Annotated in this window: 26 protein-coding genes and 1 pseudogene; 15 read left to right on the forward strand and 12 right to left on the reverse strand. The window is 68.0% G+C overall.

The features are described 5' to 3' along the window. Positions 1 to 39: 39 nt before the first annotated feature. From ABZV91_RS27325 to ABZV91_RS27335, 3 genes and pseudogenes are all read right to left on the reverse strand, one after another. A pseudogene (locus ABZV91_RS27325) lies at positions 40 to 1230 on the reverse strand (MFS transporter); the annotation flags it as partial. Positions 1231 to 1436: 206 nt separating this feature from the next. Beyond that, a complete protein-coding gene (locus ABZV91_RS27330) occupies positions 1437 to 1898 on the reverse strand; it encodes a MarR family transcriptional regulator (RefSeq protein ID WP_355247505.1) in 462 nt (153 codons plus the stop codon). Positions 1899 to 1917: 19 nt separating this feature from the next. After that, positions 1918 to 2094, reverse strand: coding sequence for a hypothetical protein (locus ABZV91_RS27335; protein ID WP_355247509.1), 177 nt, complete (start codon positions 2092 to 2094; stop codon positions 1918 to 1920). Here ABZV91_RS27335 and ABZV91_RS27340 point away from each other — a divergent pair. After that, positions 2093 to 2674 carry a cytochrome P450 gene (locus tag ABZV91_RS27340; RefSeq protein ID WP_355247512.1) on the forward strand — a complete coding sequence of 194 codons (582 nt, stop codon included), beginning with the start codon at positions 2093 to 2095 and terminating at the stop codon, positions 2672 to 2674. The two genes, ABZV91_RS27335 and ABZV91_RS27340, sit on opposite strands and share 2 nt — an antisense overlap. Here the strand turns inward: ABZV91_RS27340 and ABZV91_RS27345 are convergent. After that, the gene (locus tag ABZV91_RS27345) at positions 2652 to 3806 is read right to left on the reverse strand and encodes an acetyl-CoA C-acetyltransferase (RefSeq protein ID WP_355247603.1); all 1155 of its coding nucleotides are present in this window, start codon (positions 3804 to 3806) and stop codon (positions 2652 to 2654) included. The two genes, ABZV91_RS27340 and ABZV91_RS27345, sit on opposite strands and share 23 nt — an antisense overlap. 43 nt (positions 3807 to 3849) lie before the next feature. Then, entirely contained in the window at positions 3850 to 4497 is a 648-nt protein-coding gene (locus tag ABZV91_RS27350; RefSeq protein WP_081876995.1) for a TetR/AcrR family transcriptional regulator, read from the reverse strand. Between the two features lie 263 nt (positions 4498 to 4760). Here ABZV91_RS27350 and ABZV91_RS27355 point away from each other — a divergent pair, with 263 nt between their 5' ends. Next, entirely contained in the window at positions 4761 to 5267 is a 507-nt protein-coding gene (locus ABZV91_RS27355; RefSeq protein ID WP_355247517.1) for a nitroreductase/quinone reductase family protein, read from the forward strand. A 354-nt stretch (positions 5268 to 5621) separates the two neighbouring features. Here the strand turns inward: ABZV91_RS27355 and ABZV91_RS27360 are convergent, their stop codons facing one another. Both ABZV91_RS27360 and ABZV91_RS27365 read right to left on the reverse strand, forming a co-directional pair. Then, entirely contained in the window at positions 5622 to 6419 is a 798-nt protein-coding gene (locus ABZV91_RS27360; RefSeq protein WP_355247520.1) for an SDR family oxidoreductase, read from the reverse strand. Further along, positions 6416 to 7576: an acyl-CoA dehydrogenase family protein gene (locus ABZV91_RS27365; protein WP_355247606.1), complete on the reverse strand. Its 1161-nt coding sequence runs from the start codon at positions 7574 to 7576 to the stop codon at positions 6416 to 6418. The genes ABZV91_RS27360 and ABZV91_RS27365 overlap by 4 nt, the downstream gene beginning before the upstream one ends. 192 nt (positions 7577 to 7768) lie before the next feature. Between ABZV91_RS27365 and ABZV91_RS27370 the strand changes: the two genes are divergently transcribed. From ABZV91_RS27370 to ABZV91_RS27390, 5 genes are all read left to right on the forward strand, one after another. Beyond that, a complete protein-coding gene (locus ABZV91_RS27370) occupies positions 7769 to 9337 on the forward strand; it encodes a FadD3 family acyl-CoA ligase (RefSeq protein ID WP_355247523.1) in 1569 nt (522 codons plus the stop codon). Then, the gene (locus ABZV91_RS27375) at positions 9337 to 10239 is read left to right on the forward strand and encodes an enoyl-CoA hydratase (RefSeq protein WP_355247525.1); all 903 of its coding nucleotides are present in this window, start codon (positions 9337 to 9339) and stop codon (positions 10237 to 10239) included. Before ABZV91_RS27370 ends, ABZV91_RS27375 begins: the two co-directional genes overlap by 1 nt. Next, positions 10240 to 11379 (forward strand): acyl-CoA dehydrogenase family protein, encoded by a 1140-nt coding sequence (locus ABZV91_RS27380; protein ID WP_355247528.1) that lies wholly within the window; start codon positions 10240 to 10242, stop codon positions 11377 to 11379. Then, positions 11376 to 12404: an acyl-CoA dehydrogenase family protein gene (locus tag ABZV91_RS27385; RefSeq protein WP_355247531.1), complete on the forward strand. Its 1029-nt coding sequence runs from the start codon at positions 11376 to 11378 to the stop codon at positions 12402 to 12404. Before ABZV91_RS27380 ends, ABZV91_RS27385 begins: the two co-directional genes overlap by 4 nt. A gap of 75 nt (positions 12405 to 12479) precedes the next feature. Further along, positions 12480 to 13532 (forward strand): acyl-CoA dehydrogenase family protein, encoded by a 1053-nt coding sequence (locus tag ABZV91_RS27390; RefSeq protein ID WP_355247534.1) that lies wholly within the window; start codon positions 12480 to 12482, stop codon positions 13530 to 13532. A gap of 134 nt (positions 13533 to 13666) precedes the next feature. On the opposite strand, the gene ABZV91_RS27395 is transcribed toward ABZV91_RS27390, so the two are convergent. Continuing rightward, a complete protein-coding gene (locus tag ABZV91_RS27395) occupies positions 13667 to 14200 on the reverse strand; it encodes a zinc-binding dehydrogenase (RefSeq protein ID WP_355247537.1) in 534 nt (177 codons plus the stop codon). A 114-nt stretch (positions 14201 to 14314) separates the two neighbouring features. Between ABZV91_RS27395 and ABZV91_RS27400 the strand changes: the two genes are divergently transcribed. After that, positions 14315 to 14587, forward strand: a complete 273-nt coding sequence (locus ABZV91_RS27400; RefSeq protein WP_355247540.1) for a hypothetical protein — start codon at positions 14315 to 14317, stop codon at positions 14585 to 14587. 243 nt (positions 14588 to 14830) lie between these two features. Then, a complete protein-coding gene (gene rsgA, locus ABZV91_RS27405) occupies positions 14831 to 15877 on the forward strand; it encodes a ribosome small subunit-dependent GTPase A (protein WP_355247543.1) in 1047 nt (348 codons plus the stop codon). Positions 15878 to 15997: 120 nt separating this feature from the next. Here rsgA and ABZV91_RS27410 read toward each other — a convergent pair whose 3' ends face one another. The 4 genes from ABZV91_RS27410 to ABZV91_RS27425 all read right to left on the reverse strand — a co-directional run bounded on the left by ABZV91_RS27410 (position 15998) and on the right by ABZV91_RS27425 (position 18296). Then, the gene (locus ABZV91_RS27410) at positions 15998 to 16372 is read right to left on the reverse strand and encodes a type II toxin-antitoxin system VapC family toxin (protein ID WP_355247546.1); all 375 of its coding nucleotides are present in this window, start codon (positions 16370 to 16372) and stop codon (positions 15998 to 16000) included. Continuing rightward, a complete protein-coding gene (locus tag ABZV91_RS27415; RefSeq protein ID WP_355247549.1) occupies positions 16369 to 16626 on the reverse strand; it encodes a type II toxin-antitoxin system prevent-host-death family antitoxin in 258 nt (85 codons plus the stop codon). Before ABZV91_RS27415 ends, ABZV91_RS27410 begins: the two co-directional genes overlap by 4 nt. A gap of 124 nt (positions 16627 to 16750) precedes the next feature. Continuing rightward, positions 16751 to 17080, reverse strand: coding sequence for a hypothetical protein (locus ABZV91_RS27420; protein ID WP_355247552.1), 330 nt, complete (start codon positions 17078 to 17080; stop codon positions 16751 to 16753). A gap of 1 nt (position 17081) precedes the next feature. Continuing rightward, on the reverse strand, positions 17082 to 18296 hold the full coding sequence (locus ABZV91_RS27425) for a Rieske 2Fe-2S domain-containing protein (protein ID WP_355247555.1): 1215 nt from the start codon (positions 18294 to 18296) through the stop codon (positions 17082 to 17084). A gap of 214 nt (positions 18297 to 18510) precedes the next feature. Between ABZV91_RS27425 and hsaA the strand changes: the two genes are divergently transcribed. The 6 genes from hsaA to ABZV91_RS27455 all read left to right on the forward strand — a co-directional run bounded on the left by hsaA (position 18511) and on the right by ABZV91_RS27455 (position 22876). Continuing rightward, complete coding sequence (gene hsaA / locus ABZV91_RS27430) at positions 18511 to 19674, forward strand: 3-hydroxy-9,10-secoandrosta-1,3,5(10)-triene-9,17-dione monooxygenase oxygenase subunit (protein ID WP_355247558.1); 1164 nt, start codon at positions 18511 to 18513, stop codon at positions 19672 to 19674. After that, positions 19674 to 20552, forward strand: coding sequence for a 4,5:9,10-diseco-3-hydroxy-5,9,17-trioxoandrosta-1(10),2-diene-4-oate hydrolase (gene hsaD / locus ABZV91_RS27435; RefSeq protein ID WP_355247561.1), 879 nt, complete (start codon positions 19674 to 19676; stop codon positions 20550 to 20552). The genes hsaA and hsaD overlap by 1 nt, the downstream gene beginning before the upstream one ends. A 2-nt stretch (positions 20553 to 20554) precedes the next feature. After that, positions 20555 to 21454, forward strand: a complete 900-nt coding sequence (hsaC, locus tag ABZV91_RS27440) for an iron-dependent extradiol dioxygenase HsaC (protein ID WP_355247564.1) — start codon at positions 20555 to 20557, stop codon at positions 21452 to 21454. A gap of 98 nt (positions 21455 to 21552) precedes the next feature. Then, positions 21553 to 22170 carry a 3-hydroxy-9,10-secoandrosta-1,3,5(10)-triene-9,17-dione monooxygenase reductase subunit gene (gene hsaB / locus ABZV91_RS27445; RefSeq protein WP_355247567.1) on the forward strand — a complete coding sequence of 206 codons (618 nt, stop codon included), beginning with the start codon at positions 21553 to 21555 and terminating at the stop codon, positions 22168 to 22170. 74 nt (positions 22171 to 22244) lie between these two features. After that, entirely contained in the window at positions 22245 to 22457 is a 213-nt protein-coding gene (locus ABZV91_RS27450; RefSeq protein ID WP_030522953.1) for a type II toxin-antitoxin system VapB family antitoxin, read from the forward strand. A 2-nt stretch (positions 22458 to 22459) separates the two neighbouring features. Beyond that, on the forward strand, positions 22460 to 22876 hold the full coding sequence (locus tag ABZV91_RS27455) for a PIN domain nuclease (RefSeq protein WP_355247571.1): 417 nt from the start codon (positions 22460 to 22462) through the stop codon (positions 22874 to 22876). Positions 22877 to 22908: the final 32 nt, after the last annotated feature.

Consider the following 22908-nt stretch of genomic DNA (forward strand, 5'->3'; position numbering starts at 1 on the left):
CGCCGGTCGGCGGGGCCCGCGGAAGACCTCTTGTGGAGGTCAGTCACCGACCGTGACCGCCTGCGCTTCCTCCACACTGTGGGGAGCGGGGTCGTGGTCGTCGATATGGGCCAGGGCCGAGCGGCCGACCAGCAGCACCACCACACCGGCGGCGGTGCAGACCGCGCCCACCCAGAACGGCAGCGAAACGCTGGTCTCACCGAGTTTGCCCGCCAGCCACGGTGCGGCGGCGCCGCCCGCGAAGCGGACGAAGCTGTAGGCCGCCGACGCGGTCGAGCGTTCCACCGGAGCGGAGATCATGACGGCCTCGGTGATCAGCGTGTTGTTCACACCGAGGAACAGGCCCGCGAGGACGACACCGACGATCAGTACGGGCTTGTGCTCGGCGAACAAGGCCATCACCGCCAGATCCGCGGCGAACAGCCCGACCGCCACGGCGATCATCGGCAGCGTGCCGAAACGGTGCTGCAACTCGGGTGCGAAGAACACCGAGGCCACGGCCAGCAGGATGCCCCAGCCACAGAAGATGAAGCCGATCGCGTAGGTGCCCATGTCCAGCGGGAACGGGGTGTAGGCGAGCAGGGTGAAGAAACCGAAGTTGTACAGCAGGGCCGTGATGCTCACGACGAGCAGGCCGCGATGGCGCAGCGCTTTGAACGGCGCGGCCAGTGAGGTCGGCTTCGCGGCTTTCGGTCCCTCGGGGAGCAGTACGACGATCGCGATGAAGGCGACGGCCATGAGCACGGATACGCCGAAGAAGGGCCCGCGCCAGCTGATCCCGCCGAGCACGCCGCCCAGCAGCGGCCCGGTGGCGATACCGATACCCAGCGCCGCCTCGTAGAGAATGATCGCGCGTGCGACCCCGCCGCTGGCGGCTCCGACAATGGTGGCCAGCGCGGTGGCGATGAACAGGGCGTTGCCGAGCCCCCAGCCCGCGCGGAAGCCGACGATCTGGCCGACCGTCCCCGACATACCGGCCAGGGCCGCGAACAGGATGATCAGGGCCAGACCGGCGAGCAGGGTCTTCTTCGCGCCGAACCGGCTGGAGACCACGCCGGTGACCAGCATGGCGACGCCGGTGACGAGCATATAGCTGGTGAACAGCAGCGATACCTGTGACGGCGACGCGTGGAGCTGTTCACCGATGGGCTCGAGGATCGGATCGACGAGGCCGATGCCCATGAACGCGATAACGCTGGCGAAGGCGACGGCCCAGACCGCCTTCGGCTGCCCGGTCGATGTGCTGTGTGGATCGAGTGCGCTCGCGGGCCCTGCGTGGTTACGCTGCGCTACCGCCTCCGGGCCTGACGCGCTCGTACTGTGTCCATCGAGTCCGAGCGCGGGCCCTGCGTGGTTACGCTGCGCTACCGCCTCCGGGCCTGACGCGCTCGTACTGTCCGGCCCGGTGGCCGTCCTGCTCCTGGTGCTCATCGGTCTTACCTCGATTGCGTGTGGTGCCCGGCCGATTCCCGGATCGCCGCCAGCAGGTCCCGTAGCTCGGCGGCGAGTCCGGTCAGGCGTTCGGCGTCGAAGCCGGACAACGGGCCGGACAGCGCCTCGCGCATGGAGGCACGGGTGGCGGCGAGCCGGGCACGCCCGGCCGGTGTGAGTTGGACGACGACCGCACGCGAATCGTCCGGGTCGCGGTGCCGGGAGGCGTAACCCTCCCCCACCAGACGGGCGATGAGCGCGGTTGCCGTGGGTTGCGACGTGCGATCGATACGAGCGAATTCGCTGATCCGCACCGAACCGTGTTCGTCGAGCACTGCCAGTGCGCGCACGGTGGCGCGCGGCAGGTCGTCGACGCTGAGCATTCCCGCCGCGCGCGTGAGCCGACCCGCGGTGACCAGCAGATCGACGACAGTGTCGTCCACATCGGTCACCGGGTTCGGCTGCACCCAAATATTATTACATAGGCTAACTATCTATTTCCAGACCGGTCGGTGGGATACCCGCCACATGCCGTAGCTGAGCCAGGAATATCGCCCGGTCGTCGCTCCGGATCACGGAGTGCCAGGCCGCCGGCCGGATGATCGCCGCGGCGACGATATCGGCGTCGTCGCCCTCCGCCATCGGCCAAATGAGCTCGCGCATGACCGGCATGACCCGCGCGAGTTCGGCGGCGGGCGTCGAAACCGTCGCCGAACTCGTCGGCATCGCGGCCGTTCTCTTCGCCGACCACCCGGAGCAGTGGCGCGCCCTGCGCGCCGATCGGTCGAAGATCCCCGCGGCCTTCGTGGAAGTGCTGCGCTACGACGGGCCCGTCGAGTACGGCCTGCGCTACACCCGCAGCGAGGTGCGACTGCACGACCGGACCATTCCGCAGGGCAGCTTCGTACTGATGCTGCTCGCCTCGGCCACGCGCGACGAGCGGGCAATTCCCGATGCCGGCAGCTTCGATATCGACCGGCCGCATTCCGGGCACAACCTGGGCTTCGGTTACGGCATCGACAGTTGCCCGGGTGCGGCGCCGGCCCGCCTGGAAGACCGGATCGCGCTGGACGCGCTGCTCGACGTGATGCCCGAGTACACCGTGGGCCGGGCGGGTCTACGCCGGGCCACGGTCACCGATGTCGCCGGCTGGGCCGATGTCCCGGTCACGGGTTCGCCGGCCGAGCCGAGGTGGTGGCGACATTGCCGCCACCACCTCCTCAGCGATCGAGCCTTTCGATGATGGTGGCGTTCGCGGTGCCGCCGCCCTCGCAGATGGTGAGCAGGCCGTAACGGCCGTTGATCCGCTCCAGTTCGTTCAGCAGGGTGGCGAAGAGTTTCGCGCCGGTCGCGCCGAGCGGGTGACCCAGTGCGATGGCGCCGCCGTTCACGTTCACCTTCTCCGGGTCGGCGCCGGTCTCCTTCAACCAGGCCAGCACCACGGGGGCGAAGGCCTCGTTGATCTCGACCACGTCGATATCGTCGATGGTCAGGCCGGTCTTCTCCAGCGCCCACCGCGTGGCGGGGATGGGTGCGGTCAGCATGTACAGCGGGTCGGCGCCACGGGCACTGACGTGGATGATGCGGGCGCGCGGGGTGAGGCCGTATTCCTCGACCGCCCACTCCGAGGCGAGCAGTGTGGCGCTGGCACCGTCGGAGATCTGCGAGGCGACCGCGGCGGTGAGCGGGCTGCCCTCCTCCAGTGCGGGCAGCGAGGCCATCTTCTCCAGGCTGGTCTCGCGCGGACCCTGGTCGATCCAGAAATCCCCCACCGGCACGATCTCGTTGTCGAACCGGCCCGCTTTGATGGCGGCGCGGGCGCGCTCGTGGCTGCGCAACGCCCACTGCTCCATCTCCTCGCGGGTGATCCCCCATTTCTCGGCGATCATCTGCGCACCGCGGAACTGCGACACCTCGCCGGTGCCGTAACGGTGATCCCAGCCCTGGGCGCCGACGAACGGCGAATCGAAGCCGTACTCCTTACCGGCGATCATGGCCGCGGAGATCGGGATGGCGCTCATGTTCTGCACCCCGCCGGCCACGATGACCTCGGCGGTACCGCTCATGATGGCCTGGGCGCCGAAGTTGATGGCCTGCTGGCTGGACCCGCACTGCCGGTCCACGGTGACACCGGGGACCTCCTCCGGATATCCGGCGGTCAGCCACATCGTCCGGCCGATATTGCCGGCCTGCGGGCCGACATTGTCCACGCAGCCGACGATCACATCGTCGACCCGGGCGGGGTCGATCGCATTGCGGCCGAGCAGGCCCTGCAACGCGGCCGCGCCGAGATCGGCCGGATGGACCTCCGCCAGCGCACCACCGCGCTTCCCGACCGGGGTGCGCACCGCATCGATCACATACGCCTCACGCAACGGTGCATAAGGGCGGCGGGCAGCTGTTGCCATGGAACTTCTCCTAATCGGTGTGGCCCGGCACGGTGAGCCCGTCGAGCACGATGGTGAGGTACTGCTTGGCGAGCGTGTCGACGGTGATCGACCCGCCACCGGGCTGGTACCAGCGGACCGCGACCCAGACCGTGTCGCGCAGGAAGCGGTAGGCCAGGTCGATATCGAGTTCGGGGCGGAAGCTGCCGTCGGCGACGCCGCTGGTGAGGACGCGGCGCCAGAGCTCCCGGAATTCGCGGTTGTAGTCGTCGATGTAGGCGAAGCGTTCGGCGGCGCGCAGGCGTTTGGCTTCGGACTGGTAGATGGCGACCGCCGCGTGGGATCGGTCGAAGGCCTCGTAGGAGGCCAGCACCAGGGCTTCCAGCGTGGCACGCGAATTCAGCCCGGCGGCGACGATCTCCCGGTAGCGTCCGAACAGTTCGTCGAGGAATCCGCGGAGAATCTCGTCCACCATCCCCTCTTTCGAGGAGAAGTGGTGGTACAGGCTGCCGGAGAGAATGCCCGCCGCGTCGGCGATATCACGCACCGTGGTGGCGCGCACGCCCCGTTCGGCGAACAGCTCGGCCGCCATATCGAGTAGTTCGGTTCGCCGGGCCGATTTCGAGGGGTCGGGTGCGGTCACCCCGCCATGATACAACCAAGCATTTGCTTGGTCCATGGGCGGTGGGTGACCGGCGGACCCGAGGTTTCCGGCTCCCCCCTCCCTGTCGGAGCCGGACCCCTCGGGCCCGCGTCTCGGAAGAGGTACGAACTCCGCACTGCTTCCGATTGATTGGACGGCCGATATCCCGAACCGGTTCCGCCGCATGCCGAATTCAGGCGACCGATTCGGCGATCCACCGTTCGCTGCGCGAGGAGCCACAGCGAACCCGGGCCCGCCGCACCCCGGGGGCGCACCGGTCCCGTCGGTATATTCACCGGATGACGACACCCTTTCCGCAGCGACAATGGGGTTCGCCGGAGAGCCCGTTGGCCCGTGCGGCAGACAGGTTCGCAGGCACGAAGTTCGGCTCCCGGGTGGTCCGCGCTCTCACCCCACTGGACCGCCGGGTACTCGAACGCACCGATGCCCGCTACACCGTGCTCGGGCCGATCGGAGCACCGGTGATCCTGCTGACCACAACGGGTCGCCGGTCGGGACAGCCGCGTACCCAGCCGCTGCTGTGCGTACACGACGGTGCGACCCTCTACGTCATCGGCAGCAACTTCGGTGGCGCCCGCCACCCGGCCTGGACGGCCAATCTTCTCGCCGACCCGGCCGCGACCGTTTCCATCGCCGGCGAACGCATACCGGTCACCGCCACCCGGGTCGACGGGCCGACCGCGGAATCGGTATTCGAACGTTTCGTCGAGATCACCGGCGCCTATGCCGCCTACCGCAAGCGCACCGACCGCGACCTGCGCATCTTCGCGCTGACCCGCGCCTGAACCGCGTCTACACACGCCGAATTCGCAGGCGACCCACACCGGAGCTCACCGCCGGCCGAGCTCCGGGCCTGCACCGGCCTGCGGCGCGCGCCTGCGCATTGTCGACGGCGCCGCGCAATCCACCGAACCCGGCACACCCGCCGTCCGATCGAGGAGGCATCCGGCGGTACCGGACGCGGGCACGCCAGAACCCCGCCGGCACCGGCTCGACCGTTCGGAAATCGACGGCAGGCACGGCACAGCACCGGCCCGCCGAGGTGACCGCACGCCGATGAACGCGGTGGCGGCCGAGCGCCCGATGCGCCGCCGAGGAACGGTTCCGGTTCGGACGGGCCAACCGGCCGGGACGGGCGCTCAGGCGCGCTGGCTGCTTATCGAGACCACCTCGCCGGTGAGATAGGTGGTGTAGTCGCTGGCGAGCATCGCGATGGTGGCCGCGACCTCCCAGGGCTCGGCCGCCCGGCCGAAGGCCTCACGCTCGGACAGCCGGTCGAGCAGTTCGCTGGAGCTGGTCTTGTCCAGGAAGGCGTGCCGGGCGATGCTGGGCGACACCGCGTTGATCCGGACCCCCAACTCGGCCGCCTCGACCGCGCTGCACCTGGTCAGCGCCATGACACCGGCCTTCGCCGCGGCATAGTGCGCCTGACCGTACTGGGCCCGCCAACCGAGCACGCTCGCGTTGTTCACGATCACGCCGCCGTGTTTCGCGTCGCGGAAGTAGTTCAGCGCGGCCCGGGTGCAGCGGAAGGTGCCGTTGAGGGTGATGTCGAGGACACGGTCCCACTGTTCGTCGGTCATATCGACCACCGGCGTCTCGCCGCCGAGCCCGGCATTGTTGACGAAGATATCGACCCCGCCCAGCGCCGCGGCCGCGCCGCGGACCAGTTCGTCGACCTGTTCGGTGCTGGTGACATCACAGGCGATCGCCGCGACCTTGCGGTCGGTGAACTCCTCGGACAGTTCGGCACGTGTGGATTCCAACCGCCGTTCGTGCCAATCCGAGACCACCACATCGGCGCCTTCGGCGAGCAACCGGCGAGCCGTCGCGGACCCGATCCCGGTGCCGGCGGCCGCGGTGACCACGGCCCGGCGGCCGGTGAGTAGCCCGTGGGCCGGAGTCTGCGGGGGCGCGACCGACAGCGGCCCGCTCACTGCCGGGCCTCACGGGGAAGACCGAGCACCCGCTCGGAGATGATGTTGCGCTGCACTTCGTTCGAACCTCCGTAGATCGTGTCGGCGCGGGTGAACAGATACAGCCGCTGCCATTCGTCGAGATCGCCGTCCGCGGCGACCAGTCCGGCGGCGCCGCGCACTGCCATGGCGAGTTCGCCGAGGCCGCGATGCCAGTTGGCCCAGAGCAGTTTGCCCACCGAGGCCTGGCCGCCGTCGTCGGCGGTCTCGGCCATGGTGCGCAGTGCGTGGGCGCGCAGGACCCGCAGCCCCACCCAGGCACGATCTATCTTGTCCGCCAGGAGCGGATCGTCGAGGGCGCCGGACTCGCGGGCCAGGTTCTCGATCGCCGCGAGTTCCCGGGCGAAGCGGATCTGCTGGCCGAGTGTGGAGATACCGCGTTCGACGTTGAGCGTGCCCATCGCGACCCGCCAGCCGTCGCCCGGGTCGCCGACGACGAGGTCGGCATCGGTGCGCGCGTTGTCGAAGAACACCTCGTTGAACTCGGAGGTGCCGGTGAGCTGCACGATCGGCCGGACCTCGATACCGGGCTGATCCATCGGCACCAGCAGATACGAAAGGCCTTTGTGGCGTTTCGAACCGGGTTCGGTGCGGCAGACCGCGAAGCACCAGTCGGCCACATGCGCCAGCGAGGTCCAGATCTTCTGCCCGTTGATGGACCACTGGTCGCCGTCCAGGCGTGCGGAGGTCGAGACGGCGGCGAGGTCGGAGCCGGCGCCCGGCTCCGAATAGCCCTGGCACCACAGTTCGGTGACGGTGCGGATCCCCGGTAGGAAACGGTCGCGCTGGGCGTCGGTCCCGAAGGCCAGCAGGGTCGGGCCCAGCAGTTCCTCACCCACATGGGAGACCCGGGCGGGCGCGTTCGCCTTCGCGTACTCCTCGTGGAAGATGATCTGCTGCGCCACGCTCGCGTCGCGCCCGCCGTACTCCACCGGCCAGCCCAGGCAGGTCCAGCCCGCGGCCGCCAGCGCGCGATCCCATTCCAGGCGTTCGTCGAAGGCTTCGTGTTCGCGGCCGGGTCCGCCCAGCCCGCGCAACTCCCGGAATTCACCGCTGAGCTGCTCGTCGAGCCAGCTTCGCGCCTGCGCGGCGAATTCGCCGTCGCTCAGGGCGGCCACGCTGGTCCGTTCGGCCGTCGACCGCGCCCCGGGGGCGTGTTCGGCCGATTGCCGCCCGCCGTCGCGACCGGTACCGGATTCTGAGGTCTGGATAGCACCCACGCCGGTAGGATAACCTACCAAGCACTTGCTTTGTAGACCGCCGCTCGCAGACCGCGCACCGCCCACGGCCGCACGACATCGAGGACACCCGTGACCACCCCTGCGCACATTCCACCGACGGACCGGACCACACCGCTGGCCCTGCACGCCGCCGCCCAGACCTACGGCACCGCGCCCGCGCTGGCCGACGGACCGATCCGGCTCGACTGGACCCAGCTGCTCGAACAGGTCCAGGACGTGGCACGCGCCCTGCTCGCCCGCGGCATCCGGACCGGTGACCGGGTGGGCATCTGGTCGCCCAACACCCATCACTGGGTGATCGCCGCGCTCGGCGCCCACTACGCCGGCGCGACCCTGGTCCCGCTCAACACCCGCTACGTCGCCGACGAGGTGGCCGACGTACTGCGGCGGGTCGACGCCAAGGGCCTGTTCATCGCGGGCACCTTCCTCAAACGCGACCGGCTCGCCGAGCTCCGTGCGGCGGCGCCCGATCTGCGGATCGATACCGTCGTGGTGCTGCCCGTCGAAGGTACCGAGGAACCGGTCGAGGACGCGCTGAATTGGTCGGAGCTGGCGGCCGCCGGCGCCGGCGTGAGCCGCGAACATTCGCGTGCGCACGCGGAGTCGATCAGCCCCGAGGACCTGTCCGACATCCTGTTCACCTCCGGCACCACCGGCCGCAGCAAAGGCGTCCTGATCGCGCACCGGCAGACGCTGTCCGCCGTCCGCGGCTGGACCGAATGCTCGACGCTGAACAGCGACGACAACTATCTGATCGTCAACCCGTTCTTCCACAGCTTCGGCTACAAGGCCGGAATCATCGCCTGCCTGGTCACGGGGGCGACGATCGTCCCGCAGATCGTTTTCGATGTACCGACCACCATGCGGCTCATCGATCAGGAGCAGATCACCGTCCTGCCCGGCCCGCCGACCATCTACCAGTCCATCCTGGATTTCCCGGACCGCGGCGAGTACCGGCTGGCGAGCCTGCGCGTGGCGGTCACCGGTGCGGCGCCGGTACCGGTCGTCCTGGTGGAGCGGATGCGCCGGGAACTGGATTTCGATGTGGTGCTCACCGCGTACGGGCTCTCGGAATCCACCGGATTCGGCACCATGTGCCGGGTCGACGACGACGCCGAGACCATCTCCGCCACCAGTGGCCGCCCCATGGCCGGATTCGAGCTGAGGCTCAGCGACGCGGGCGAGGTCCTGCTGCGCGGACCGAATGTCATGCTGGGCTATCTGGACGATCCGGAAAGCACCGCGAAAACGATCGACGCGGACGGCTGGTTGCACACCGGCGATATCGGCGTGATCGACGACCGCGGCTATCTGAAGATCACCGACCGGCTCAAGGACATGTACGTCAGCGGTGGATTCAATGTGTATCCGGCCGAGATCGAACAGGCCCTGGCCGGATTGGACGGTGTCGCTGTCGTGGCGGTGATCGGCGTACCCGATACCCGGATGGGCGAGGTGGGCAAGGCCTATATCGTCCGGAAACCGGGTGCCGCGCTCAGCGAGGACCAGGTGTTCTCCTACGCCACCAAGGTACTGGCCAATTTCAAGGTGCCGCGATTCGTCGAGTTCCGCGACGAATTGCCCTACAACGCCAGCGGCAAGGTGCTCAAACGCCAGCTACGTGAGGAGAATTCGTGATGTCGGACAGCCCTGCCGGGGGCATTCCCTACGAACCCGATGTGGTGACCTACGAACGCCGTGGCGCGATCGCGGTGGTCACCTTGAACCGGCCCGACTACCGCAATGCCCAGAACTCGGTGATGACCTACGCGATCGACGCCGCGTTCGAGCGGGCGGTCGAGGACCCCGAGGTCAAGGTCATCGTGCTGGCCGGCAACGGGAAGCACTTCAGCGCCGGCCACGACCTGGGCACCCCCGGACGCGACCATCATGTGAAGTACCAGAACAAGGCCGCGCTGTGGTGGGACCATATCGACCGCCCCGGGGGTGACCAGCGCTTCGCCCGCGAGATGGAGGTGTATCTGGGGATGTGCCGCCGCTGGCGGGAGATCCCCAAGCCGACCATCGCCATGGTGCAGGGCGCCTGTATCGCGGGCGGACTCATGCTGGCCTGGGTGTGCGATCTGATCATCGCCGCCGACGACGCGTTCTTCTCCGATCCCGTGGTGCGCATGGGCATCCCGGGTGTCGAATACTTCGCCCATCCGTGGGTGATGGGTCCCCGGGCCGCCAAGGAATTCCTCTACACCGGCGACCGGTTCGATGCCGCACAGGCCAAGGAGTGGGGCATGGTCAACCGGGTCGTGCCGCGCGCCGACCTGGAATCGGAGACCATGGCGCTGGCCGAGAAGATCTCCGCCATGCCGCAATTCGGGCTGGCGTTGACGAAGAAAGCGGTCAACCAGTCCGAGGACCTCATGGGAATGCGGGCCGGAATGGACTCGGTGTTCGGCCTCCACCATTTCGCGCACGCCCACAATGCCGAGGTAGGCACGGATTCCCTGGGCGGTATGAACGCCAGGACCATGAAAGCGCAGGCGAGTACGGCCGACGCGAAGAATACGGACGGGAAAGACTGAATGGATCTCGATCTCGACGAAGGCACCCGGGAATTCCAGCGGGAGGTCCGCGAATTCCTGGCCGCGAACGTGCCCGCGGAACCGCTGCCATCCATGGACACCGAAGCCGGCTTCGAAGCTCATCGCGCGTGGGAACGCACGCTGGCCGAGGCCCGGCTGTCGGTGGTGTCGTGGCCGCGCGAGTTCGGTGGGCGCGACGCGTCGCTGCTGGAATGGGTGCTCTTCGAGCAGGAGTACTACGCGGCGGGTGCCCCGGGCCGGGTGAGTCAGAACGGTATCTTCCTGCTGGCCCCCACCCTGTTCGAGCACGGCACCCCCGAGCAGTTGGAGCGGATCATGCCGCGGATGGCCCGCGGCGACGATATCTGGGCCCAGGCCTGGTCCGAGCCGGAGGCCGGTAGCGATCTGGCCGGTATCCGCTCCACCGCCCGGCGCGCCGAGGGCGGCTGGCTGCTGAGCGGTCAGAAGACCTGGAGTTCCCGGGCCGCGTTCGCCGACCGGGCGTTCGGCCTGTTCCGCAGCGACCCCGCCGCCGAGCGGCACCGCGGCCTCACCTACCTGATGTTCCCGCTCGACGCCGACGGCGTCACCGTCCGCCCGATCCCCCAGCTCGACGGCGAGCCCGGATTCGCGGAGATCTTCCTCGACGATGTCTTCGTTCCCGACAGCGAGGTGATCGGCGCACCGAACGAGGGCTGGCGGGTCGCCATGAGCACCTCCAGCAACGAGCGCGGTCTCTCACTGCGCAGTCCCGGCCGGTTCAGCGCGACCGCGCAACGACTGATCGACCTGTGGACCGAACGCGGCGATACCGGCACCGCGGCCCGCGACGCGGTGGTGGACGCCTGGCTCGGTAGCGAGGCCTACCGGCTACACACTTTCGGGACGGTCACGCGGCTGAACGAGGGCGGCAAGCTCGGCGCCGAATCGTCGATCACCAAGGTGTTCTGGTCCGAACTCGATATCGCCATGCACGAAACCGCGCTGGATCTGCTCGGACCCGAAGCCGAACAGGCGAGCCGCTGGACCGACGGCTACCTGTTCTCGCTGTCGGGCCCGATCTACGCCGGAACCAACGAAATCCAACGCAACATCATCGCCGAGCGGCTCCTCGGCCTACCGAGGGGAAGTGGCCGATGAAATTCGCGCTCAGCCCGGAACATCTGGACTTCGGTGCCAGTATCCGCAAACTGTTCGAGTCCGGGTCCACGACCGCCGCGGTGCGCGCGTGGAGCACGGGCGATCCGGGGCCCGGCCGGGCACTGATCGAACAGCTGGCCGCGGCCGGGGCATTCGGCCTGACCATCACCGAGGAGTTCGGCGGTCTCGGCGCCGAACCACTGGACCAGGTGGTCGCCTTCGTCGAGATCGGTCGCGCCGCGGCCCCGGGCCCGCTGGCGGAGGCGGCGGCCGCCGTCCCCGCGCTGCTCCAGGCGCTCGCCGATCCGGAGCCCGCCCGCCGCTGGTTGCCGGGCATCTCCGAGGGCACACTGACGGCCACGGTCGCCTTCACCGGGCGCGGTGGTCGCGCGGTGGCGGTGGACGCCGACCGCGTCGACCTCGTACTGGTCGCCGACGGGGACCGGCTGAGCACCGGACGGGTCGGCGAACCGGTGCGTTCGGTGGACCCCGCGCGCCGCCTGTTGGTGGTGGAAGCCGACGAACTCGTCGCCGAGGGACCGCAGGTCGCCGCGGCCGCCGCGGCCGGTTTCGATGCCGGGGCCCTGGCCAACGCGGCGCAGCTGCTCGGCGCGGGCAAGGCACTACTCGACGCGTCCACCGACTACGTGAAGCAGCGCAAACAGTTCGGACGCCCGATCGGTGAATTCCAGGCCGTCAAACAGAAACTGGCCGATGTCCTCATCGGGCTCGATCTCGCCGAACCGCTGCTGTACCGGGCCGCGCTGACCACCGCGACCCCCAACAGCGCCCGCGATATCTCCGCCGCCGCCGTGACCTGCGCCGACGCCGCCTACCGGGCGGCCCGCGCCGCCCTGCAGGTGCACGGCGCCATCGGCTACACCGCCGAATACGACCTGTCGCTGTGGCTGACCCGGGTCACCGCCCTGCGCACCGCGTGGGGCACCCCGGACCTGCACCGCGGCCGCATCGCCGAGGCGCTGCGCAGTGGACCCGCCGCGGATCCGGCCGGCGCGCTCACCTGACCGGAGAACCGGCGGGCGGCGGCGAGAACGCCACGATCGCCCTGCCGGTATCCGTCCGAAACCACGGGAGAAGAGATGATCAGCGAGGAACAGCAGGAGCTGGTGGCGGCGGTCCGGGGACTGCTGGCCAAACGTGATGCGCGAGCCGGTATCCGTAAGGCCATGGACACCGATCTGGGCTACGACCCACAGCTGTGGGCGCAGTTGTGCGAACAGGTCGGGGTGGCCGCGCTGGCCGTGCCCGAGGAGTTCGGCGGATTCGGCGCGGGCCTGGTCGAATCCTTGCTGGTGGTAGGCGAACTCGGCCGGACACTGGCCGATGTGCCGATGCTGGGCTCGGCGGTTCTGGGCGTCCAGGCGGTGCTGCTCTCCGGTGACCGAGAGGCCTGCGCGCGGCTGCTGCCCGAGGTCGCCGAGGGTCGTCGAACCCTGGCCCTCTGCTGGGCCTCGGCCCGCGGCTGGGACGACTTCGGGGTGCGGGCTACCGGGGACACGCTCGACGGTACGGCCCACTACGTACTCGACGGCACCGTCGCCGACACTCTGATCGTGGTCACCGAAACCGGTCTCTTCGAGGTCGACCCGGCCGCCGACGGTGTCGAGCGGCGCCGGGTCGCCGCCATGGACCCCTCCCGTGCGCTGTCGGAGATCTCGTTCACCGCCACTCCCGCCCGTCGGCTGGGGGACGCGGAACCCGGGCCGATCATCGAACATCTGCACCGCGTCGCGTGGGCCGCGGTCGCCGCCGAACAGGTCGGCGCGGCCGAGTACTGCCTGGAGGCCACGGTCGAGTACACCAAGTCACGAGTGCAGTTTGGCCGTGCCATCGGCAGTTTCCAGGCCCTCAAACACCGGATGGCCGATATGTACGTGCTCGCGGAGTCCGCGAAATCGGCCGCCCTGGCCGCGACCTTCGCGGTGGCCGAGGACGCGCCGTCGGCCGCCGAGGATGTCTGGGTGGCCCGCCGGCAGTGTTCCGAATCGTTCTCCACGATCGCCGCGGAAACCATTCAGTTGCACGGCGGTATCGCCATCACCTGGGAACACGACGCGCACCTCTACTTCAAACGCGCCCACGGCGACGCCGAACTCTTCGGCGTGCCACGCCGCCCGCTGGTCGACCGCTGAGCGCGGGGCGTGCCGGTGGCCGCGGACCTGTTCTCCCCGGCGAGGTCCGGCGCACAGGCGCGGGCGGACACCCGGCCGGCGGACACGCTCCCCGGCCGGCCACCGGTCCGGGCCGGATCAGCCGACCGGCGCGCTCATCCGGATGGCCACGCGTCCGGTGTTCCGGCGCGCCTCGATCGAGGCCAGGGCCGCGTCGATCGTTCCAGCGGATAGACCGTGTGCCGTGGACGAATCGCGCCGTTCGCGAGTAGCTGCCACAGCTCCCGACGATGGTTCTCGATCCGTTCCGGCTCGGTGCGCGCCGGCAGGCCTATCGAGAAACCGGTGACGGTCTTGTGCTCCGCGAGCAGACTTCCCGCTGCCACGGTGCCGCCACCCGCGCTGAAGACCACCAGACATCCGTACGGCGACAGCGCGTCGACCGCCCGCGACACCAGCGCACCGCCCACTCCGTCGGCGATCACATCGAATCGTTCGGACCACGGCTCGTCGTAGGTCACCACCGCGTCCGCGCCGCATTCGCGGACGAAGCCGGCTTTGTCATCCGAGCCGACCGCACCGACCACCCGTGTGGCGCCCCACGCTCGCGCGATCTGCACGGCCAGATGACCGGCTCCGCTCGCCGCCGCGGTGACCTCCGGATACTCGGTGAAGCGAATTGTGCGCACGTCGCCCTGCTTTCCTCGTCCGACCCCGGGCCACGGTGTGGCTCCGCTGCTGCGTTGACGCAGCTCTTGCCCGCTCGCGCGTCGCGGGATGAAATTACGTCGGTGGTATGCCGCATGATCGCCGACAGCCCGACCCTGGTCGCGCGGCTGCGCGAACTGCACGAACTCCGCGAACACGCACTCGCCGCCACCCTGCCCGGCGACGACCTCACCCGCCGGGCCGCGGCCGCCCAGCTGGGCGCCGCGCATCGGCTGCTGTTCCAGCGGGCGCAGGAGCTGACGATGCTCGGGCACTCGCCCGAGCACCTCGTGGCCAGGATGATCGAGGAAGCCGGGCGGGTCTTCGATCTGCTCGAACCCGGACTCGGTGATTACGCGATCGCCTGACCGAGGCGTCCACCGGTACCTCGTCCACTCGTCGGGCGCCGCGAAAAAGAATTGCACGCGGGAAGTAGCCGTGCCAGAGTATCCGGCAACAGCGAGTCGTGAAGGAGGTGGAGAACGTGACGGTCGCCCGGATTGCCGTGGCGAGGCGGACCGCACCGGTTCGTACCGCCCCGTCGTTCTCCCTCTCGAACTCCACTCGCTGAGCCCGTCGGGCTCGGCGCCCGACGAAGGATCTTCTTCCTCATGGTCGACTTCGACCCACTCGTCCCTTACGGCTGGACAGAAGCCGTAGCCGCGCACTACCTCCCGCTCCTCGACGCCGATTGTGTTCCCGCGCGCATCGTCCGGATGGACCGTGGCGAATGCGATGTGGTGACGCCCACCGGGCCCGCCCGGGCCACCTGCCCCCGCGCGGACTCACCGGTGAGCGGTCTGTGCACCGGCGACTGGGTGAGCCTGGACGCTCGTTCCCATGTCCGCGCCCAACTGCCCCGCCGGACCGTCGTCACCCGTTCCGCGGCATCCGGGCGGGCGGAGAGCCAGGTACTGGCCGCCAATGTCGATACCGTGCTGATCTGCGCGCCCGCCGACAGCGACGTGGATCTGGGGCGCATCGAACGGATGCTCGCCCTGGTCTGGGAAAGCGGCGCCCAGCCCGTGGTCGTGCTCACCAAGGTGGATACCGCCGAGGACCTACCGCTCGACGAGGTCCGGGCCGTGGCGCCGGGCGCACCGGTGCTGGCGGTGAGCGCGACCGCCGAGCTCGGTCTCGACGTGCTGGTCGCGGTACTGAGCGGCACGGTGGTACTGCTGGGACCGTCCGGTGCGGGTAAATCCACACTTGCCAACGCACTGCTGGGCGCGGAAGTCTTCGCCACCGACACCGTACGCGCGGCCGACAAGAAGGGCCGGCACACCACGGTGCACCGCGAGCTGCGGCCGCTACCCACCGGCGGCACCCTCATCGATACTCCCGGGCTGCGGGGTGTCGGATTGTGGGACGCGGCCGAGGGCATCAGCCGGACCTTCAGCGATATCGAGGAACTGGCCGCCGCCTGCCGGTTCGCCGACTGCGCCCACGACGCCGAACCGGGTTGCGCGGTCCGCGCGGCCGTCGAATCCGGCGAGATACCGGAACGGCGGGTGCGCAGCTATCGCAAGCTGGGTAAGGAGAACGCCTGGATGGAAGCGCGGTCGGACAAGCGGCTCCAGGCCGAGCGGGCCAAGGTATGGCGGGGTATCGCCAAGGAACAGCGACGCATGTATCGCGAGCGCGGTTCCCGGCGCTGACCGCACGGCCGATACGGTCCGATCCCCAAATGAATACGGCCGCTTCCAGATTTCTGGAAGCGGCCGTCGCCATGCAACCAGCGCTCTTTCACGCTGCGTCCTGGCGCGGACTGTAGCCCGTCAGACCGCCAGTGTCGGTACCTCGTATTTCTGGCACCACGGGTCGCGGGTGGCCAGCACCAAGCCTTCCGAACTGGCTTGCGCCAACAGCATGCGGTCGAACGGATCGCGGTGGATCAGTGGCATCCGACCGGCAGCGATGGCGTGTTCTGCATCGATGCGCAACAAATTGAACCCACTGTCACGCACTCGCTCCGGAAGGTCGGCCGGTCCGCCCAGCTTGCCACCTGCCTGCTTTATCGCCACCTCCCAGACGGATGCAGCACTTACGAAAACATCCGGGTCGTGATCGAGCCGATCCTTCATTTCGCCGCTGAGCGTGGGGTCGTCCGCGAGCCACCACAGAACCACATGGGTATCGAGCAACAGGCTCATCGCGACATACCGAACTCGTCGGCTATCGCCTCGTTCGTCTCGTCGGAATCCCAATCCGCTTGCAGGACGAGCGTTCCACGGAGCGACCCACGACCGGTACGGTCGGCTCGCCGGACCAGCGGCACCACCTTGGCTACCGGATGCCCGGCCCGGCTGATCACGATCTCCTCGCCGCGTTCCACCCGCTCCACGATGCGGGACAGATTGGTCTTCGCCTCGTGGATATTGAACTGCTCTGCTGCGCTGCTCGCCATGGACACCTCCTTAGCTAACAGGTTAGCCCACTAAGGTGTCCCAGCACAGCACCCGTGCGACTCCGCAGAAGGGATGTCGCCGGTGAGACACCTCGGCCGTTCCAGGCCGCCTGGTTCCGGACGGCTACTCCGGAACCTCGAGCAACCCCTCGTCGACGGCCCATTTGATGGTCTTCTGCAATCGCTCACAGGTATCCGGCCGACCGGGCCCGTATCCCTCGGCGCTGAGTTCGGCGAAAACGGGGCAGCGCGCGGCCGGGTTCTCGGTCCACTGCACCGAGGTCTGCCGGGAGCTGCTCTTGCGGACCCGTACCTCGATATCGCAGGCCTGACACCGCAGCGGTGTCAGGCCGTCCTCCAGGTACCGTTGCTGGTCCACGACCGTCTGGGCCCGCACCGCGGCCTGCCTGGCGGGCTGGTCGGCGAAGTCGGGTGCTTTTGCCCAGCGGGCCATATCAGACTCCTGCCTCCGCTTGGTCGGCGTCCGCCGTGGCCGCCTCTTGTTCGCGTTTACGCCGCAGGTTCTCTTCGACCTCGGCTTCCCATGCCTCGTTCGCCTTGGCGGTGTCGACCTCGAATTCGAACCGCTGGGTCATCTTCTCGGTCACGTCGGCGACGTCGACGTAGAACTGGTCGTACCAGCGCCGCAGCTGGTAGACCGGACCGTCCTCCTCGCAGAGCAGCGGGTTCTCGACCTTGGACTTGTGCTTCCAGATCTCCACGTCCTGCAGGAAGCCGTCACCGAAGAAGTCGGCCATGGTCTTCGCGAGGTTCTGCGCGGTCTCGTCGTCCAGGCCCTTCGGCTTCTCGACGGTCAGGCCCCACTGCAGCATGAACGAATCCTGTGTCACCGGATAGTGGCAGTTGATCAGGTTGACCGTGATCTCGTAACCGCCGTAGCTGTTGACCAGGGGGTTGATCATGTAGGAGGGCCCGAAGTACGAGGCCTCCGATTTCAGGAGCTGATCACCGGCGTATTTGGCGCCCATCCCGATATCGGGCCGGCCCTTGGTCTCCAGGAACTGAGTGGCGACATGTCCCTCGAAAACGTTCTTGAAGAAGGTCGGAAAGGCGTAGTGGATATAGAAGAAGTGGGCCATATCCACGACGTTGTCGATGATCTCACGGCAGTTCGCGCCCTCGATCAGCAGCGAGTTCCAGGTCCACTGGGTCCAGCCACTGTCGAGTTCCTCCACCGGGTTGCCGTCGGCATCGGTGTAGGGGCCCTTGATATAGGGGATGGTGACCTCGGGCGGCGGTTCGTTGCGCTCGTGGTCGTGCCAGACGAAGAGCTGGCCGTTGCGCTCGAGAGTGGTCCAGCGCCGAGTACGCGCCAGTGGCGGGACCCGCCGCGCGTAGGGGATGGACGTGCACTTACCGGTCGCGCCCCAGCGCCAATCGTGGAACGGGCAGGCGACATCGTCGCCCTTGATCTCACCCATGCTGAGATCGCCGCCCATATGCCGGCAGTAGGCGTCGAGTACGTGCAATTCGTCGGCGCTGTCCGCCCAGATCACCAGTTTGGTGCCGAACGCTTGCACCGAATGCGGTTTGCCGTCCCGGAAATTCTGCGCCAACCCCAGGCAATGCCATCCGCGCGCGTACCGGGTGGGAACCGAGCCGACGTCGAGCTCCCGGACCTTCGCACCGCTCGGCGTGGTTGCTGCCATCGCAATTCCTCCTCCTGCTGTACTAGAACACGTTACAAAACTGGCGCCCCGAACGCCAGCTATTCACGCCACATCCAGCACATGTCGCACATATGCGGCCCACCGGCACCGGTTCTCGACATGAACGAGAACCTGTTCTAGTCTCAGAGGTAAATTCTGCGCCGAGCAGATGACTACCGGTTAGCAAACGACCAGGCAGGAGCAGGGGCCGGAGATGACGCGAGAAGTGACCGAACGGGTCGAAGCGCTGTTGCCCACGCTGCGCGCCCGCGCACAGGAGGCCGAAGACCTTCGGCAGATCCCCGAGGAATCCATCAAGGACCTGCAGGAAGCCGGTTTCTTCCGGTTGCTGCAGCCGAAGCAATGGGGCGGGCACGCCGCGGACCCGGTCGTCTTCTACGACACGGTTCGCAAGATCGCCAGCGCCTGCGGCTCCACCGGCTGGGTCGCCGGGATCATCGGCGTGCACAACTGGCATCTGGCGCTGTTCGGCCAGGAGGCCCAGGAAGAGGTGTGGGGCGAGAACACCGATGTGCGGATCTCCTCCTCCTACGCGCCCATGGGGGCCGGCACCGTGGTCGACGGCGGCTATCGGGTCAGCGGCTCGTGGGCCTGGTCGTCGGGCTCCGGGCACGCCGACTGGACTTTCGTCGGTGGTCCGGTGATCAAGAACGGCAAACCGGTCGATTTCGGCAGCTTCCTGATCCCCCGCTCCGAATACGAGATCGACGACGTCTGGAACGTGGTCGGCCTGCGCGGTACCGGGTCGAACACTCTGGTGGTGAAGGACGTTTTCGTCCCCACGCACCGGTTCCTCAGCTACAAGACCATGAACGACCTGAAATCGCCCGGTCTGGAACGCAATACCGACCCCGTGTACAAGATGCCGTGGGGCACCATCCACCCCACCACCATCTCCGCGCCGATCGTCGGTATGGCCTACGGCGCGTACGAGGCCCACGTCGAGCACCAGGGCAAGCGGCTGCGCGCGGCGTACGCCGGGGAGAAGGCGAAAGAGGATCCGTTCACCAAGGTCCGGATCGCCGAGGCCGCCAGCGATATCGACGCCGCCTGGCGTCAGCTGTCGGGCAATGTGGCCGACGAATACGCGCTGCTGCTCGAGGGTAAGGAGATCCCGTTCGACCTGCGCGTACGCGCCCGGCGCGACCAGGTCCGCGCGACCGGCCGGGCCATCGCCTCGATCGACAAACTCTTCGAGAGCTCCGGTGCCACCGCACTGGTGAACGGCACCCCGCTGCAGCGGTTCTGGCGCGACGCGCACGCCGGGCGCGTGCACGCCTCCAACGATCCCGAGCGCGCCTACGTCATGTACGGCACGCACGAATTCGGGCTGCCGGTTTCCGACGGGATGGTGTGATGACCTCGACCGCCGAACTCACCTACGAATCCACCTCGCGATTCGCCCAGGTTCGTCCGGATCTGACACTGCACTACCACGAGGCCGGCGTCGGCAACGGTCCCACCATCGTGCTGCTGCACGGCGGTGGGCCGGGCGCGTCCTCGTGGTCGAACTTCTCCCGCAACATCCCGGTGCTGGCCCGCGACTTCCACGTAATCGCGGTCGATCAGCCCGGGTACGGACAGTCCGACAAGCCGACCGAGCATCCGCAGTACTTTGTGCACAGCTCGTCGGCGCTGAAGGATCTGCTCGACACCCTGCAGATCACCGCCCGGGTCCACCTGCTGGGCAATTCGCTCGGCGGCGGCGCGGCGGTGCGTTTCGCGCTCGACTACCCCGACCGCGCCGGGAAACTGATCCTGATGGGCCCGGGCGGGCTGAGCACCAACCTCTTCGCCCCCGACCCCACCGAGGGCGTCAAACTACTGGGCAAGTTCAATTACGAACCCACCCGCGAGAACCTCGAGTCGTTCCTGCGGATCATGGTGTTCGATCAGTCCCTGGTCACCGAGGAACTGATCGCGGAGCGTTTCGCCTCGGCCAGCACCCCCGAGGCGCTGGCCGCCGCCCGGGCCATGGGTAAATCCTTCGCGAGCGCAGATTTCGAGAAGGGCATGCTCTGGCGGGACGCGTACAAACTGCGCCAGCCGGTGCTGCTGATCTGGGGCCGGGAGGACCGGGTGAACCCGCTCGACGGCGCTCTGGTGGCGCTCAAGAGCATCCCGCGCGCGCAATTGCACGTATTCGGCGGGTGCGGGCACTGGGCACAGCTGGAGAAGTTCGCCGAATTCAACCGGCTGGCCACCGATTTCCTGCTCGGCGTCAAGGAGAAATGACGATGAGTATCAAGGCACTCGGGTACATGCGCATCGAGGCCACCGATATGGCGGCCTGGCGCGAGTACGGCTTGAAAGTGCTCGGCATGATGGAGGGCGATGGGAACAACCCCGACGCGCTCTATCTCCGGATGGACGATTTCGCCGCCCGGCTGGTGATCGTGCCGGGTGAGAAGGATCGGTTGCTGGTCTCGGGCTGGGAGGTCACCGACGGCCCCGCGCTGCAACGCCTCCGGGAGACGCTGGAGAAGAACGGCGTCGACTTCGAAGAAGGCACCAAGGAAGAACTCGCCGAGCGCCGGGTCGAAGGGATGATCCGCTTCCGGGATCCCTCCGACAACACCCTCGAGGCGTTCTACGGCGCCCAGTACCTCGGCCGGCGGTTCGTCAGCCCGTACGGCCACAAATTCGTCACCGCCGAACAGGGCCTGGGCCACGTCGTGCTGACCTGCAACGACGATGCCGCGGCACAGACGTTCTATCAAGACGTGCTCGGATTCCGGCTACGCGATTCCATGCGCCTGCCGCCGCAGCTGGTGGGCCGGCCGGAGGACGGCGACCCAGCCTGGCTGCGGTTCTACGGATGCAATCCGCGCCACCACGCGCTCGCGTTCCTGCCGCTGCCCAACCCGACCGGCATCGTCCACCTCATGGTCGAGGTGGAGAACTCCGACGATGTCGGCCTGTGCCTGGACCGGGCCGTGCGCAAGAAGGTGAAGATGTCGGCCACCCTGGGCCGGCACATCAACGACAAGATGCTGTCGTTCTACATGAAGACGCCCGGTGGGTTCGACGTCGAATTCGGCTGCGAAGGACTGGAAGTCGACGACCACAGCTGGATCGCCCGGGAATCCACCGCGGTGAGCCTGTGGGGCCACGATTTCTCCGTGGGTTTCAAGTGATCTCCGGCCGGGCCCGGTGCGATACTCGCATCGGGTCCGGCTGAATCCGGCGGCCCGTCCGCCGGCAGCTCCATGAACGAGGCGAGGACGGTATGAACGTGACGGCACCAGCGGATCCGGCCGACGGCGCGGGCGAAGCGGCCGCGGAGCAGGCCCCCATCGACCCCCGGCAATTCCGCAATATCCTCGGGCAGTTCTGCACCGGCATCACGGTCATCACCACGCTCACCGACGACGAAACCCCCATCGGTTTCGCCTGCCAGTCCTTCGCCGCCCTCTCCCTCGAACCACCCCTGGTGCTGTTCTGCCCGACCAAGGGTTCGCGGTCCTGGGCCGCCATCGAGGCCAACGGCCGATTCTGCGTGAACGTACTCGCCGAGGAACAGCAGCCGGTCTGCGCGAAGTTCGGCTCCCGCGAACCCGACAAGTTCGCCGGAACCGATTGGCACACCTCCGAGCTCGGCCTGCCCCGGCTGGACAACTCCTTGGCCACCATCGAATGCCGGGTGGACAGTGTGGTCGACGGCGGCGACCATTTCATCGTCATCGGCCGCGTCCTGGCCATGGCGGAAACACCCGCCGCCACCAACGGCCGCCCGCTGCTGTTCTACCGGGGCCAGTACACCGCCATCGAGCCGGAGAAGACCACCCCGGCTCCCTGGCGCGCCGACCTGGACCACTTCCTCACCACCACGACCCTGGACACCTGGCTGTAGGCCGCCGGATGATATCAACTTCGGGCCTATGCGATATCATCTGAGGTGTTCCGGTATCAGGAGGTGATACGGCCATGGCACGAACTGTCATCGACGTAGACGACGAGAAGTTGGCCGCCGCAGCCGAGATCTTCGGAACGACGACCAAGGTCGCAACCGTGAATGCTGCCCTCGAGGACGCGATCAAGCGCCGCCGGCGACAATCCTTCCTCGACTGGATCGGTGCAGGCGGCCTCCCGGACCTGACCGGTCCGGTCGATCCGCCGGCCGGCCAGGGTGCGGCCTGAAGGTGCCCACCCGATACCTCGTCGACAAGTCGGCGTTCGCTCGCTACCCGAAGCCGGCCGTCCGCGCGGTTATCGACCCCTTGCACAATGCCGGTCTCCTGGCCATCTGCGGAGCGGTCGAGCTGGAGATATTGCACTCGGCCCGGTCGAAGACCGACGCCCAGCGGATTCGCGAGGAATTGCGTGGTTTCGACTGGTTACCGACCCCCGACGAAGCCTGGGATCGCGCCGTCGAGATCCAGGGCCTGCTGGTAGAGGGCGGAAACCGGCGCGCACTGTCCGTCGCCGACCTCGTCATTGCCGCCGTCGCCGAACGGCACCACACAACCGTGCTCCACTACGACGGCGACTACGACATGATCGCCGCGGTCACGGGACAACCTACGCGATGGGTAGCCCGGCCGGGCACAGCAGATTGACAGGACTTGATGGTGCAACTTTTATACGTACA

Origin of the sequence: Nocardia sp. NPDC004568 (assembly GCF_040609955.1) — a bacterium.
GTDB lineage: Bacteria > Actinomycetota > Actinomycetes > Mycobacteriales > Mycobacteriaceae > Nocardia.